General features: G+C 41.6%; 15 protein-coding genes and 1 riboswitch. Of the genes, 13 read left to right on the plus strand and 2 right to left on the minus strand.

The genetic code is table 11. From position 1 onward, the window contains the following. From MK480_RS00495 to thiE, 5 genes are read left to right on the plus strand one after another with little or no spacing between them, the layout of a single operon-like run. On the plus strand, positions 1 to 651 hold the full coding sequence (locus MK480_RS00495; protein ID WP_268707044.1) for an energy-coupling factor transporter transmembrane component T: 651 nt from the start codon (positions 1 to 3) through the stop codon (positions 649 to 651). 10 nt (positions 652 to 661) lie between these two features. Further along, positions 662 to 1,354: a thiaminase II gene (gene tenA, locus MK480_RS00500; protein WP_268707045.1), complete on the plus strand. Its 693-nt coding sequence runs from the start codon at positions 662 to 664 to the stop codon at positions 1,352 to 1,354. A 4-nt stretch (positions 1,355 to 1,358) separates the two neighbouring features. Further along, complete coding sequence (gene thiW / locus MK480_RS00505; protein ID WP_125456308.1) at positions 1,359 to 1,883, plus strand: energy coupling factor transporter S component ThiW; 525 nt, start codon at positions 1,359 to 1,361, stop codon at positions 1,881 to 1,883. Continuing rightward, positions 1,883 to 2,686 carry a hydroxyethylthiazole kinase gene (thiM, locus tag MK480_RS00510; protein WP_268707046.1) on the plus strand — a complete coding sequence of 268 codons (804 nt, stop codon included), beginning with the start codon at positions 1,883 to 1,885 and terminating at the stop codon, positions 2,684 to 2,686. The genes thiW and thiM overlap by 1 nt, the downstream gene beginning before the upstream one ends. Continuing rightward, entirely contained in the window at positions 2,679 to 3,311 is a 633-nt protein-coding gene (gene thiE / locus MK480_RS00515) for a thiamine phosphate synthase (RefSeq protein WP_049544388.1), read from the plus strand. Before thiM ends, thiE begins: the two co-directional genes overlap by 8 nt. A gap of 148 nt (positions 3,312 to 3,459) precedes the next feature. Here the strand turns inward: thiE and thiD are convergent, their stop codons facing one another. Next, entirely contained in the window at positions 3,460 to 4,251 is a 792-nt protein-coding gene (gene thiD, locus MK480_RS00520) for a bifunctional hydroxymethylpyrimidine kinase/phosphomethylpyrimidine kinase (RefSeq protein ID WP_268707047.1), read from the minus strand. An 83-nt stretch (positions 4,252 to 4,334) separates the two neighbouring features. Then, positions 4,335 to 4,432, minus strand: a riboswitch (TPP riboswitch). 184 nt (positions 4,433 to 4,616) lie between these two features. Between thiD and MK480_RS00525 the strand changes: the two genes are divergently transcribed. The 5 genes from MK480_RS00525 to MK480_RS00545 all read left to right on the plus strand — a co-directional run bounded on the left by MK480_RS00525 (position 4,617) and on the right by MK480_RS00545 (position 10,247). After that, complete coding sequence (locus MK480_RS00525) at positions 4,617 to 5,012, plus strand: CopY/TcrY family copper transport repressor (protein WP_020903487.1); 396 nt, start codon at positions 4,617 to 4,619, stop codon at positions 5,010 to 5,012. A 10-nt stretch (positions 5,013 to 5,022) separates the two neighbouring features. Further along, the gene (locus tag MK480_RS00530; RefSeq protein WP_049546478.1) at positions 5,023 to 5,394 is read left to right on the plus strand and encodes a cupredoxin domain-containing protein; all 372 of its coding nucleotides are present in this window, start codon (positions 5,023 to 5,025) and stop codon (positions 5,392 to 5,394) included. A 9-nt stretch (positions 5,395 to 5,403) separates the two neighbouring features. Further along, positions 5,404 to 7,647: a heavy metal translocating P-type ATPase gene (locus MK480_RS00535; RefSeq protein WP_261024386.1), complete on the plus strand. Its 2,244-nt coding sequence runs from the start codon at positions 5,404 to 5,406 to the stop codon at positions 7,645 to 7,647. 322 nt (positions 7,648 to 7,969) lie between these two features. Continuing rightward, complete coding sequence (gene spxB / locus MK480_RS00540) at positions 7,970 to 9,745, plus strand: pyruvate oxidase (RefSeq protein ID WP_033685224.1); 1,776 nt, start codon at positions 7,970 to 7,972, stop codon at positions 9,743 to 9,745. A gap of 154 nt (positions 9,746 to 9,899) precedes the next feature. Further along, on the plus strand, positions 9,900 to 10,247 hold the full coding sequence (locus tag MK480_RS00545) for a VOC family protein (RefSeq protein WP_001052638.1): 348 nt from the start codon (positions 9,900 to 9,902) through the stop codon (positions 10,245 to 10,247). Positions 10,248 to 10,412: 165 nt separating this feature from the next. Here MK480_RS00545 and MK480_RS00550 read toward each other — a convergent pair whose 3' ends face one another. Next, positions 10,413 to 10,757 (minus strand): lipopolysaccharide assembly protein LapA domain-containing protein, encoded by a 345-nt coding sequence (locus MK480_RS00550; protein ID WP_000913393.1) that lies wholly within the window; start codon positions 10,755 to 10,757, stop codon positions 10,413 to 10,415. Positions 10,758 to 11,083: 326 nt separating this feature from the next. Here MK480_RS00550 and MK480_RS00555 point away from each other — a divergent pair, with 326 nt between their 5' ends. The 3 genes from MK480_RS00555 to manA all read left to right on the plus strand — a co-directional run bounded on the left by MK480_RS00555 (position 11,084) and on the right by manA (position 14,057). After that, a complete protein-coding gene (locus MK480_RS00555) occupies positions 11,084 to 11,344 on the plus strand; it encodes a SemiSWEET family transporter (protein WP_001291472.1) in 261 nt (86 codons plus the stop codon). A 208-nt stretch (positions 11,345 to 11,552) separates the two neighbouring features. Next, entirely contained in the window at positions 11,553 to 12,992 is a 1,440-nt protein-coding gene (locus MK480_RS00560; protein WP_268707048.1) for a 6-phospho-beta-glucosidase, read from the plus strand. A gap of 120 nt (positions 12,993 to 13,112) precedes the next feature. After that, entirely contained in the window at positions 13,113 to 14,057 is a 945-nt protein-coding gene (gene manA, locus MK480_RS00565; RefSeq protein ID WP_261049748.1) for a mannose-6-phosphate isomerase, class I, read from the plus strand. Positions 14,058 to 14,092: the final 35 nt, after the last annotated feature.

Genomic DNA, 14,092 nt, shown 5'->3' on the forward strand with positions numbered 1-14,092 from the left:
ATGGTCAAAGTAGCAACCCAGACACCGATTATCAGTCTCTTCTTGCTGATTTTGTCGCTGGAAACATCTTTCATTCCTTCGATTGCTCTGAATCTTTCGGTAGTCGCATTTTGTATTCTCTCTATGCTCTATTACCATCGATTTAAAGTATTGGCTTGGATGATTCTGCTCGCCATTTTGCCATCCTTGGCCAACTACTGGGCAGTTCAGTTACATGGAGATGCTTCGCAGGCAGTCATGCTTGGAACGAGGGCCTTTGTGACCGTTTGTATTGGTCTTGTCTTTGTTTCCTCTATTTCCCTAAAAGAGCTTCTTTTGTACTTGGCCCAAAAGGGGTTATCACGCTCTTGGGCCTATGCCTTGATTGTTGTATTCAATTCCTTCCCCCTTATCCAGCAAGAAATCAAGTCCCTCAAGGAAGCGTGCTTATTACGCGGTCAAGAACTACATTTTTGGTCGCCCTTGATTTATAGCAAGGTTCTGATGACAGTCTTTAGATGGCGCCATCTTTATCTGAGAGCTCTATCGGCGCATGGATATGACGAACATGCACAGGTGGAGAATCGCTATCGGACTTTTTATATTCCTCAAAGGACAATATTCATCTACCTGCTTTTCTTTTTATTGCTTCAAACCAGTCTATTTTTATAAAGGAGTTATTATGGAATTTACAGATATTGCGATGGAATTATCCAAGGAAGCTTGGCAGGCCTCCTTTCATCATCCCTTTGTTTTACAGTTGCAAGAGGGAAATTTAGACCTGTCCATCTTTCGCTATTACTTGATTCAGGATGCCTACTATTTGAAGGCCTTCTCAGAAGCCTATCACCTCTTGGCTGATAAGACTTCAAACCAAGAGATGAAAAGACTCTTGAAACAAAATGCTCAGAGTCTAGTGGAAGGTGAGTTATTTATCCGCCAACAATTTTTCAAGGAATTGGAAATCAGCAACCAGGAAATGGAGCAACATCCAATCGCTCCAACCTGCTATCATTATATCTCTCACATTTATCGTCAATTTGCAGAGCCAAACTTGGGCATTGCTTTTGCGAGCTTGCTGCCTTGTCCTTGGCTATATCATGATATAGGCAAATCACTTAATCTTAAACCATCACCAAATCCTCTCTACCAACAATGGATTGAAACTTATATTACGGATGAGTTGGAGCAGCAAATCAGAGAGGAAGAGGCTCTGGTCAATCAGCTCTATCGAGAAAGTGACGAGACAGACAAGAAAAAAATGCTAGATGTCTTCCACATCAGTGTTCATATGGAAGCTAAGTTTTGGGAAATGGCCTACCAACACCAGACATGGAAGAGCGATTTACAGTCTTTAGAAACAGGAGAAGAATAGAAATATGAGAAACCACCAATTACAGGTTCACAAATTAACCATTTTATCCATGATGATTGCCCTTGATGTAGTTCTTACGCCTATTTTTCGGATTGAGGGAATGGCACCGATGTCCAGTGTAGTCAATATTCTAGCAGGAATCATGATGGGACCTGTTTATGCCTTGGCTATGGCTACAGTGACAGCCTTTATCCGTATGACGACTCAAGGGATTCCGCCTTTAGCTCTCACAGGAGCAACTTTTGGAGCCCTTTTAGCAGGTCTCTTTTATAAGTATGGTCGAAAATTTTACTTTTCTGCCTTGGGAGAAATTTTGGGAACAGGTATTATTGGTTCTATTGTTTCCTATCCTGTTATGGTACTCTTTACAGGATCAGCTGCAAAGCTTAGCTGGTTTATCTATACTCCTCGATTTTTCGGAGCAACCTTGATTGGTACAGCGATTTCCTTTATTGCCTTTCGATTTTTAATCAAGCAGGAATTCTTTAAAAAAGTGCAGGGATATTTCTTTGATGAAAGGATAAACTGATGCAGGAATTGACAAATCCTTTTCCTCTGGGAACGACTTCCCTCATTCACTGTATTACCAATGAAATTTCTTGTGAGATATTGGCAAATGGGATTTTGGCTCTGGGATGTAAACCAGTTATGGCAGATGATCCCCGTGAGGTTCTTGATTTTACTAAGCAAAGCCAGGCACTCTTCATCAATTTGGGACATTTGTCAGCTGAGAAGGAAAAAGCAATCCGTATGGCAGCTTCTTATGCAGATCAAGTTTGTCTCCCAATGGTAGTAGATGCGGTTGGCGTAACGGCTTCATCCATTCGTAAGAGCTTAGTTGAAGACCTTTTAGACTATAGACCTACGGTCCTTAAAGGAAACATGTCAGAAATCCGAAGTCTTGTTGGCTTAAAACACCACGGGGTTGGGGTCGATGCGAGTGCTAAAGACCAAGAAACTGAGGATTTACTTCAAGTTTTGAAAGACTGGTGTCAGACCTATCCAGGTATGTCATTCTTAGTCACAGGCCCCAAGGACCTCATCGTTTCGAAGAATCAGGTCGCTGTACTGGGAAATGGCTGTGCAGAATTAGACTGGATAACAGGGACAGGAGACTTGGTTGGAGCCTTGACAGCTGTTTTTCTCAGCCAAGGAAAGACTGCCTTTGAAGCTTCTTGCCTAGCGGTTTCTTATCTTAATATTTCTGCTGAGAGAATAGTTGTTCAAGGAATGGGATTGGAAGAATTTCGTTACCAAGTACTCAATCAGCTTTCGCTCCTCAAAAGAGATGAAAATTGGCTAGATGCCATCAAAGGAGACATTTATGAATAGAGAAGCACTTAGACTGTATCTGGTAACCAACCGCTACCAAGATTCCTTGGAAAGTTTTCTTGAAAAGATTGAGAGGGCTTGCCGTTCAGGGGTTACCATAGTCCAATTACGAGAAAAAAATCTCACAACCAATCAATATTATCAACTGGCAAAAGAAGTCAAGGAAATAACAGATGCCTATCAGGTACCCCTGATAATCGATGATCGTTTGGATGTTTGTCTTGCGGTTGATGCTGCTGGTCTGCATATCGGAGACGATGAACTACCAGTTTCGGTTGCCCGACAAGTCTTGGGCCCTGACAAAATCCTCGGTGTTACAGCTAAAACTGTAAAAAGAGCTCTCGAGGCAGAAGAAGGAGGGGCGAATTACTTGGGGACAGGAGCCATTTTCCCGACTACGACCAAGGAAAATGCGCCTATCACCCTGATTTCAACCTTGAAGACAATTTGCCAAAGGGTCGCTATTCCAGTAGTTGCTATCGGAGGCTTGACATCAGAGAATATTGACCAACTTATCGGCACTGGTATAGCTGGTGTAGCTGTAGTGCGTGATTTGATGCAGGCAGAAGATATAGAGGCAAAAACTCAAGCCTTTTTGACAAAGTTGGATGACATTATTTTCTAATTAATACTCAATGAAAATCAAAGAGCAAACTAGGAAGCTAGTCGCAGGTTGCTCAAAGCACTGCTTTGAGATTGCAGATAAAACTGACGTAGTTTGAAGAAGTATAAAAACTCTCTAATTCCCTTAAAGTGGGAACTAGAGAGTTTTTTTAATCTTTAAAGCTTGTATGGTTGACTGGGCCAGAACCATGACCGAGTTGAGGGGCGTCTTGGATGGCTTTCGTGATAAATGCCTTGGCTTTATCGACTGCTTGATAGAGGGTTTTCCCCTTGGCTAGTTCAGCAGTAATCACTGCAGCAAAGGTACATCCAGTACCATGTGTATGACAGGTTTGAATTCGTGGACTTTCCCAGACAAATTGGTCCTCCTTGGTAAAGAGGAAATCCTTGGCACCGCCTTCGAGATGTCCTCCTTTGATGACAACAGACTGAGGACCAAATTCTTTTAAAATCAGGCGACCGGCACGCTGCATGTCTTCAGGATCATGGATTGAAAAACCAACAATCTCTTCTGCCTCAGGAAGATTGGGAGTGATAATGGTTGCAAGGGGAAGTAGGTTTGTTTTTAGGTAAGTTCTGGCACTGGTATCAATCAGAGTGTCTCCACTAGTAGCGACCATAACAGGGTCAAGAACATAGGGACAATCCAGCTCTTTAAGATAGGGCTGGATGATTTCCATAATTTCAGTAGTCGCCAACATGCCAGTTTTTACAGCCTGAGGCTTGATATCCGAAAAGACACTCTCCAATTGGGATTTCAACATTTGAGGAGAAACGTGCTCGATCAATTGAACGCCTCTGGTATTTTGAGCGACAAGACTGGTCACAACGGCCATTCCATAGACATCTCTAGCTTGGAATGACTTTAAATCAGCCATAATGCCNNNACCGCCACTAGGGTCAGTCCCTGCAATGGTCAAAGCAACGGGTAAATAAGTCATCTAAAACCTCCCAACCAACTGAAGTTTGTATTCTTAAGAACAAGCTGGTTCGTTTTAGAAAGGCAATAGAAGACTGCTAGCCCCCATTATCATTTCCACTTCCATCAGCTAGCATTACCTAGATTGAGTCAAAGGGTCTAACAGTCGTTAATCTCAGCTTTACGCACCCCTAGTGGTTGTTTTCTTTTTTTCTTTAGTATAGCATATTTTTATAGTTTATATAGTAAGATTTGACTGCAAATCCTTTATCAAATGGTTAAAATTCAATTTTTCAAAGAAAAGCTTAATTTCATAGTTGACAAATGTAGATTATAAGGGTATACTGATAATTGTAATTGACAAATGTAGATTTAGGAGGTGTGATTATGCAGATTTCAGATGCAGAATGGCAGGTCATGAAGATTATTTGGATGCAAGGAGAGCAGACCAGTATGGATTTGATCAGGGTTCTGGCGGAGCGGTTCGACTGGTCCAAGTCAACCATTCAAACTCTTTTGGCTCGTTTGGTTGAGAAAGAGTGTTTGACTCGGAAAAAAGAAGGCAAGTCTTTTGTTTATTCAGCACTTTTAACTTTGGACCAAAGTCGGGATTTACTTGTCCAAGATATCAAAGACAAGGTTTGTTCCCGTAGGATTAAGAACTTGCTGGCTGATTTGATTGCTGAATGTGATTTTACTCAGGCTGACTTGGAAGACTTGGAAGCTGTGATTTCTGAGAAGAAGTCAAGCGCTGTAACAGAAGTAAAATGTAATTGTATGTAAAGGAGACGTCATGTTAAATAGTATTGTAACCATTGTTTGTATTACCCTTATCGCCTTTATCTTGTTTTGGTTTTTCAAAAAGCCTGAAAAATCTGGACAAAAAGCCCAGCAAAAAAACGGCTACCAAGAGATTCGAGTGGAGGTCATGGGTGGCTATACGCCTGAGTTGATTATCCTCAAGAAATCAGTGCCAGCCCGCATTGTCTTTGACCGCAAGGACCCTTCACCCTGTCTGGACCAAATTGTTTTTCCAGATTTTGGTGTACATGCGGACCTGCCTATGGGGGAAGAGTATATAGTGGAAATCACGCCTGAGCAGGCTGGAGAGTATGGTTTCTCTTGTGGCATGAATATGATGCACGGTAAGATGATTGTAGAATAGGAGAATGATATGACTGAAATTGTAAAAGCAAGTCTTGAAAATGGTGTTCAAAAAATCCGTATCACGGCAGACAAAGGCTACCATCCAGCTCATATACAGCTTCAAAAAGGGATTCCAGCTGAGATTACCTTTCATCGTACTACTCCTTCAAACTGTTATAAGGAAATTCTTTTTGAAGAAGAAGGCATCTTAGAACCAATCGGCGTAGACGAAGAGAAAGTCATTCGTTTTACACCTCAAGAATTAGGTCAACATGAATTTTCTTGTGGTATGAAGATGCAAAAGGGAAGTTATACAGTTGTTGAGAAGACTCGAAAATCTCTATCACTTTTACAGCGTTTTTGGATTACTAGTATCTTTACTGTGCCTCTTGTGATCCTCATGATTGGGATGTCGACAGGAGGAATTAGTCACCAAGTCATGCGTTGGGGAACCTTTTTAGCCACAACACCGATTATGCTAGTAGCAGGTGGTCCTTATATCCAAAGTGCTTGGGCTAGTTTTAAAAAGCACAATGCCAACATGGATACCTTGGTTGCTCTGGGAACCCTAGTGGCCTATTTCTATAGCTTAGTTGCCCTCTTCGCTGGTCTCCCCGTTTACTTTGAAAGTGCTGCCTTTATCTTCTTCTTCGTTCTTATGGGAGCCGTTTTTGAGGAGAAAATGCGGAAAAATACTTCCCAAGCTGTGGAGAAATTACTTGACTTGCAGGCTAAAACTGCAGAAGTCTTGCGTGAGGATAACTATGTTCAAGTCCCTTTGGAGCAAGTCAAGGTAGGTGACCTGATTCGAGTGCGTCCCGGTGAAAAGATTGCGGTTGATGGTGTCGTAGTAGAAGGTATCTCTAGTATTGATGAGTCTATGGTGACAGGTGAGAGTCTGCCTGTGGACAAGACAGTTGGAGATACCGTCATTGGTTCAACCATCAATAATAGTGGAACACTTGTTTTTAGAGCAGAAAAAGTTGGTTCAGAGACTGTTTTGGCTCAGATTGTGGATTTTGTGAAGAAAGCTCAAACCAGTCGTGCGCCGATTCAGGACTTGACGGATAAGATTTCAGGAATTTTTGTCCCAGCAGTTGTCATTTTAGGGATTGTGACCTTTTGGGTTTGGTTCGTCTTGCTCAGGGATAGTGTGGTCGTGCTTGGAGCTAGCTTTGTGTCCTCTCTTCTCTACGGAGTGGCGGTTTTGATTATCGCCTGCCCTTGTGCATTGGGACTTGCAACACCGACAGCCCTTATGGTGGGGACAGGTCGCAGTGCCAAGATGGGAGTTCTCCTCAAAAATGGAACGGTTCTACAGGAAATCCAGAAAGTTCAAACTATCGTCTTTGATAAGACCGGGACTTTGACTGAAGGGAAACCTGTGGTCACAGATATCATTGGAGACGAAGTAGAAGTGCTTGGATTGGCAGCTTCCTTGGAAGAAGCTTCTCAACACCCACTGGCTGAAGCCGTTGTGAAACGAGCGAGTGAAGCTGGACTTGAGTTTCAAACTGTTGAAAATTTCCAAGCCTTGCACGGGAAAGGTGTCTCAGGGCAAATCAATGGAAAACAAGTTTTGCTTGGAAATGCTAAAATGCTGGATGGCATGGATATTTCTAGAACTTATCAAGAAAAACTAGAAGAACTAGAAAAAGAAGCTAAGACAGTTGTTTTCTTGGCTGTGGACAATGAAATCAAAGGCTTGCTTGCTCTGCAAGATATTCCTAAGGAAAATGCCAAGCTTGCCATCAGTCAGTTGAAAAAACGAGGTCTTAAAACAGTCATGCTGACAGGAGATAATGCTGGTGTGGCGCGTGCCATTGCCGATCAGATCGGAATCGAAGAGGTCATTGCAGGTGTCTTGCCAGAGGAAAAAGCTCATGAAATCCATAAACTACAAGCGTCTGGCAAAGTAGCCTTTGTTGGGGATGGTATCAATGACGCTCCTGCCCTTAGTGTAGCAGATGTGGGGATTGCTATGGGAGCTGGAACAGATATTGCCATCGAGTCAGCAGATTTGGTGTTGACAACTAATAACCTCCTAGGAGTGGTTCGTGCTTTTGACATGAGTAAGAAAACCTTTAATCGAATTCTGCTCAATCTTTTCTGGGCCTTTATCTACAATGTCGCCGGAATTCCGATTGCAGCAGGAGTCTTTTCAGGTGTTGGACTGGCTCTCAACCCAGAACTGGCAGGTCTAGCCATGGCCTTTAGTTCTGTATCCGTTCTGACCAGTTCACTCTTACTAAACTTTAGTAAAATAGACTAAAAGCGGGCTTGCTCGCTTTTTATACTCTTCAAAAATCTCTTCCAACCACGTCAGCTTTGTCTGCAACCTCAAAGCTGTGCTTTGAGCAACCTGTGGCGAGCTTCCTAGTTTGCTCTGTGATTTTCATTGAGTATTATAAAACAGAAGCTAAAAACGTTTTCAAACTGTACTGTAATAGAGAATAAAAACTTCTGAGCAGATTCTTAGTAAAGTCAAAATAAATGTGATAAATTAGTATTGTAAAAATTTACTGAAACGTTTTCAAAAACTATATGAAACCTTTTTTAGTAGATTTAAAAATATTTGAAGGAGAGTTATCATTATGACTCAAGGGAAAATTACTGCATCTGCAGCAATGCTTAATGTATTGAAAACATGGGGCGTAGACACAATCTACGGTATCCCATCAGGAACACTCAGCTCATTGATGGACGCTTTGGCTGAAGACAAAGATATCCGCTTCTTGCAAGTTCGCCATGAAGAAACAGGTGCTCTTGCAGCGGTTATGCAAGCTAAATTCGGCGGCTCAATCGGGGTTGCAGTTGGTTCAGGTGGTCCAGGTGCGACTCACTTGATTAACGGTGTTTACGATGCAGCTATGGATAACACTCCATTCCTAGCAATCCTTGGATCACGTCCAGTTAATGAATTGAATATGGATGCTTTCCAAGAATTGAACCAAAACCCAATGTACAACGGTATCGCTGTATACAACAAACGTGTAGCTTACGCTGAGCAATTGCCAAAAGTAATTGACGAAGCTTGCCGTGCTGCAGTTTCTAAAAAAGGTCCAGCTGTTGTTGAAATCCCAGTAAACTTCGGTTTCCAAGAAATCGACGAAAATTCATACTATGGATCAGGTTCATACGAGCGTTCATTCATCGCTCCTGCTTTGAACGAAGTTGAAATCGACAAAGCTGTTGAAATCTTGAACAATGCTGAACGTCCAGTTATCTATGCTGGTTACGGTGGTGTTAAAGCTGGTGAAGTGATAACTGAATTGTCACGTAAAATCAAAGCACCAATCATTACAACTGGTAAAAACTTTGAAGCTTTCGAATGGAACTATGAAGGTTTGACAGGTTCTGCTTACCGTGTTGGTTGGAAACCAGCCAACGAAGTTGTCTTTGAAGCAGACACAGTTCTTTTCCTTGGTTCAAACTTCCCATTTGCTGAAGTTTACGAAGCATTCAAGAATACTGAAAAATTCATCCAAGTCGATATCGACCCTTACAAACTTGGTAAACGTCATGCCCTAGACGCTTCAATCCTTGGTGATGCAGGTCAAGCAGCGAAAGCAATCCTTGACAAAGTGAATCCAGTTGAATCTACTCCATGGTGGCGTGCAAACGTTAAGAATAACCAAAACTGGCGTGATTACATGAACAAACTCGAAGGTAAAACTGAGGGTGAATTGCAATTGTATCAAGTTTACAATGCAATCAACAAACATGCTGATCAAGACGCTATCTACTCAATCGACGTAGGTGACACTACTCAAACATCTACTCGTCACCTTCACATGACACCTAAGAACATGTGGCGTACATCTCCACTCTTTGCGACAATGGGTATTGCCCTTCCTGGTGGTATCGCTGCTAAGAAAGACAATCCAGATCGCCAAGTATGGAACATCATGGGTGACGGTGCATTCAACATGTGCTACCCAGACGTTATCACAAACGTTCAATACGACCTTCCAGTTATCAACGTTGTCTTCTCAAATGGTAAATATGCCTTCATCAAGGACAAATACGAAGACACAAACAAACACTTGTTTGGTTGTGACTTCCCTAATGCTGACTATGCGAAAATCGCTGAAGCTCAAGGTGCTGTAGGATTTACAGTTGACCGTATCGAAGACATCGATGCAGTTGTTGCAGAAGCTGTTAAATTGAGCAAAGAAGGTAAAACTGTTGTGATCGATGCTCGCATCACTCCACACCGTCCACTTCCAGTAGAAGTACTTGAATTGGATCCAAAACTTCACTCAGAAGAAGCAATCAAAGACTTCAAGGAAAAATACGAAGCAGAAGAACTCGTACCATTCCGCCTCTTCTTGGAAGAAGAAGGGTTGCAATCACGCGCAATTAAATAATTTCTCTCGTCGAAAATCAAATGTAAACTGTGTTATCTTCACCTTGCCGTACTCCAGTACTGCCTGCGGTTTGATGCCTTGTTTGTTCTTTGATTTTCATAGAGAGAAACTTGAAAAGATCGGAGCAATCCGGTCTTTTTCTGGAGGATAGTAAATGAATTTAAATCAATTAGATATTATCGTTTCCGATGTTCCCCAAGTCTGTGCTGACTTGGAGCGTATTTTGGATAAAAAGCCCGATTATGTTGATGACAGTTTTGCTCAGTTTACGATTGGCAGTCACTGTCTGATGTTGTCCCAAAATCATTTGATTCCTTTGGAAGATTTTCAGTCAGGAATCATTCTTCATATCGAGGTTGAGGATGTAGACCAGAATTACCAACGGTTGAAAGAACTTGGTATCCAGGTTTTAAACGGACCAACTGTAACCGATTGGGGAACAGAGTCCTTATTAGTTAAAGGGCCTGCTGGTCTAGTGATTGATTTTTATCGTATGAAGTAGGTAATTCTATTATCAAATTTTTTATCTAAACATTCTTGGAGTGAAACTTAAAAAGATCGGAGCAATTCGATCTTTTTTGTATTTATGCGACTTTCAGTCCGTCTCGCTCCGTTAGGTGCGAGACAAAAAACCACCCGTTTTCACGGGTGGTTATGATTTCTACACTTATTGTTTGGCTTCCTGTTTTAATTGTTGCACCTGTTCCTCGTACTGGACAAGCTCCCTGTCTTTTATATTGATAGTCGCTTCTGCTTCAGCAATGCGGCTTCTCAGATCTTGAGTCTTGTTATGGTGATAGCTAATACCAATAGCACTACCAGCAATGATCCCGATTACTAGACAAGTAAAAATCACCAAAATCAAGGGAGCAGATAGTTGTGTAAAGACAAGACTGACAGTTACTGTTTGACGATTGAGTAGACCAAATGAGATCACAATGACTAATAAGCTCAAACCGCCAATTAGATAAGCCTTATCTTTCAGTGACAATTCATTAAATTTTTTTAGCATAAGTTCCTTTTCTCCTGACTATGTTGATAGAAAACTACACACCATTTAGGTATTAACAAAATTCATTTTACTAGAAAATTTCGATACTGTCAATAATTTCTAACGGCTTATTTACCATCAATCAATCGATTCATTGAAAAGGAGTATTCATTTTCTAATATTTGATTGAGTAAACAGAACGGAGCAATTCGGTCTTTTTTCTGTTCCCTCTTTCTTATAACAAGATTGTGATAGTTTATATCTTTATAACAAAAGTTTTAAAGACTTGATTGTTTTGAAAGAATATTTTAAAATAAGATTCAGTAAAAATGAAAGAGGTTTTGAAAATGTCTGAAAAACAAATGAAAATTTTAGGTTGGGTAGCGACCTTTATGTCTGTTATGATGTATGTGTCTTACTTCCCACAAATCATGAACAATCTGGCTGGTCAAAAAGGAAATTTCATCCAGCCCTTGGTTGCTGCCATCAACTGTAGTCTCTGGGTTTACTACGGTCTTTTCAAAAAAGAAAGAGATATCCCCCTTGCAGCAGCTAATGCACCAGGTATTATTTTTGGCCTAGTGACGGTTATTACAGCTTTGATTTAAAAGGAACAGAGGAGACTAGTTTTCAGTCTTCTTTTTTGTTTCAGGGGAGGCTATTTACTTTTTCTAGAGGATAATTTTTTAAAAAACAATCTGATAAACTTAAATAGTAGAATAGTATCAGTATGTCACAGTATTTTATAAGAAAAGGTTTACAGAATAAGTTATAATATAAGTAAATGAACAAGCAAATAAGAAAGTGAGTAGAGTTATGACCGAAAAACTGACTTTTCCGGATGGTTTCTTGTGGGGCGGAGCGACAGCTGCCAACCAGTGTGAGGGTGCTTATAATTTAGAAGGTCGTGGATTGGCGAATGTGGATGTCGTCCCCATCGGTCCAGATCGTGAAGCCATTATCACAGGTCATAAAAAGATGTTTTCGTTTGAGGAGGGTTATTTTTATCCAGCCAAAGAAGCTATTGATATGTACCATCATTACAAGGAAGATATTGCTCTTTTTGCAGAGATGGGCTTTAAGACTTATCGACTTTCCATTGCTTGGACTAGGATTTTTCCTAAGGGCGACGAAACAGTGCCAAATGAAGCTGGTCTAGCCTTTTATGAGGATTTATTTAAGGAGTGCCACAAGTATGGGATCCAACCTCTGGTGACCATTACGCATTTCGATTGTCCTATGCACTTGATTGAAGAGTACGGTGGTTGGCGCAATCGTCGGATGTTAGACTTCTATGAAAAACTTTGTCGCACACTCTTTCCCCGCTATAAGGGTTTGGTCAAATATTGGCTTACCTTTAACGAAATCAACATGATTCTCCATGCCCCCTTTATGGGAGCTGGACTCTATTTTGAAGAAGGAGAAAATCAAGAACAGGTTAAATACCAAGCGGCCCATCATGAGTTGGTGGCCTCAGCCCTTGCGACGAAAATTGCCCACGAAATTGACCCAGAAAACAAGGTCGGATGTATGTTGGCAGCAGGGCAATACTATCCTAACACAGCCCATCCGAGAGATTACTGGGCAGCCATGGAGGAAGATCGCAAGAGTTACTTCTTCATTGATGTTCAAGCGCGTGGGGAATACCCAAACTATGCCAAGAAGCAGTGGGAGCGTGAGGGGATTGAGATTCAAATGACAGCAGAGGATCTGGACTTGTTGAAGAACAATACTGTTGACTTTGTTTCCTTCTCTTACTATGCAAGTCGAGTGGCCTCAGGGAATCCAGAAGTGAGGGATCTGACTGCTGGAAATGTCTTTGCCTCTCTCAAAAATCCTTATCTTGAATCCTCAGAATGGGGATGGCAGATTGACCCACTTGGTCTTCGTATCACCCTCAATGCTATCTGGGATCGTTACCAAAAGCCAATGTTCATTGTGGAAAACGGTCTAGGTGCTATGGATACACCGGATGAGAATGGTTATATAGCAGATGACTATCGGATTGCTTACTTAGAGGCTCACATTAAGGCCATGCGAGATGCCATTTACCAAGATGGTGTTGACTTGCTTGGTTATACGACTTGGGGCTGTATCGATCTGGTTTCCGCTGGAACGGGCGAAATGAACAAGCGCTATGGCTTTATCTATGTGGATCGAGATAATGCTGGTCAAGGAAGTCTCAAACGGAGCAAGAAGAAGTCCTTCTATTGGTACAAGGATGTCATTGCTAGTAATGGTGCAAGTATTGAGTAAAGCACATTTGTTCACTATTTTTATAAAATCTTCTCCCTACTTTATAATATGTGAAAAAGAGTTCAATTAGATGGAGCTTTTTGCTATAATGAGGGGAGAAAAATCAGACAGGAGAATATGATGTCAGAACCATTATTTTTACAATCAGTTATGCAAGAAAAAATCTGGGGTGGAACCAAGCTACGTGATGAGTTTGGCTACGACATCCCAAGTGAAAAAATCGGAGAATACTGGGCCATCTCAGCTCATCCAAATGGAGTCTCTAAAGTTTCCAATGGTCGTTACGAGGGAACAGACCTAGCTACTTTGTATGCAGAACACCGTGAATTGTTTGGCAATCGTCCAGAACCTGTATTTCCGCTTTTGACTAAGATTCTGGATGCCAACGACTGGCTCAGCGTCCAAGTTCACCCAGATGATGCTTATGGACTGGAGCATGAAGGCGAACTTGGAAAAACAGAATGCTGGTACATTATCGCAGCGGATGAAGGTTCAGAAATTATCTATGGTCACAATGCCAAGTCAAAAGAAGAACTCCGCCAGCAAATCGAGGACAAGAACTGGGATGCCTTGTTGACAAAAGTTCCTGTAAAGGCTGGAGATTTCTTCTATGTACCAAGTGGCACCATGCACGCTATCGGAGCAGGAATTTTGATTCTTGAAACTCAGCAATCTAGCGATACCACTTACCGTGTCTATGACTTTGACCGTAAGGATGATAATGGCAACTTGCGTGAACTTCACCTTGAAAAATCTATCGATGTCTTGAATATTGGCGAGCCTGCCAATAGCCGTCCTGTAACTATCAAAGCAGATGATTTACGTTCCACTCTCCTTGTATCCAATGATTTCTTTGCAGTTTACAAGTGGGAAATTACTGGAAAAGTTGACTTCGAAAAGACAGCTGACTACAGCTTATTCAGTGTCTTGGCTGGTCAAGGTCAACTAACTGTTGACGGGAAAAATTATCCAATCCAAAAAGGTAGCCACTTTATCCTACCAAGTGATGTTGAAGCTTGGACATTGGAAGGGCAAGGTCTGGAATTGATTGTTAGCCATCCATAAAAAAGAAAGGGCCTGAGTTTACTACTCAAGTCCTT

Source organism: Streptococcus mitis (assembly GCF_026782895.1).
Classification (GTDB): domain Bacteria; phylum Bacillota; class Bacilli; order Lactobacillales; family Streptococcaceae; genus Streptococcus; species Streptococcus mitis_CB.